This is a genomic window from Aeromonas sp. PS2Canimalfood6 (assembly GCF_048276795.1).
Taxonomy (GTDB): Bacteria; Pseudomonadota; Gammaproteobacteria; order Enterobacterales; family Aeromonadaceae; genus Aeromonas; species Aeromonas caviae.
Genome location: NZ_JBLUXC010000162.1, coordinates 1 through 547 on the forward strand (window position 1 = coordinate 1; position 547 = coordinate 547).

Consider the following 547-nt stretch of genomic DNA (forward strand, 5'->3'; position numbering starts at 1 on the left):
GACGGTGCTTACTGCTGAATTCACTGTCGGCGAAGGTAAGTTGATGACTCATGATGAACCCTGCTCCATGGCTCCAGATGACAAACATGATCTCATATCAGGGACTTGTTCGCACCTTCCCAAGAGTAAACTCTCTCACATACAAATAGCATTTTAATTTTTTAAAACTAATAGATAGGACTGAAACTGTGGCAAGACAACCTAACACGGTAAAAACCATTACAGGGCAAACTATAAACTCCATAAACATTAAAAAATTAAAATGCCTAAACGATTTAAATGAATTGACATTTACCCCTCATGCATTGACCGCGATCTTAGGGCCAAATGGAAGTGGAAAATCATCCATCTTACATGCCCTCGCAGGTGTTTATATGCCAGAGAAGGACTTTCCAGGCGAAGACAACAAACTAGGTGATTTTTTTCCTAGGGAAGGTGCGAACAAGTCCCTGATATGAGATCATGTTTGTCATCTGGAGCCATGGAGCAGGGTTCATCATGAGTCATCAACTTACCTTCGCCGACAGTGAATTCAGCAGTAAGCACC

Annotated in this window: 1 protein-coding gene; it reads left to right on the forward strand. The window is 41.9% G+C overall.

Translation table 11 applies throughout. From position 1 onward, the window contains the following. Positions 1-188: 188 nt before the first annotated feature. The gene (locus ACNPAA_RS21060) at positions 189-458 is read left to right on the forward strand and encodes an AAA family ATPase (RefSeq protein ID WP_201873258.1); all 270 of its coding nucleotides are present in this window, start codon (positions 189-191) and stop codon (positions 456-458) included. The last annotated feature ends 89 nt before the right edge of the window (positions 459-547 follow it).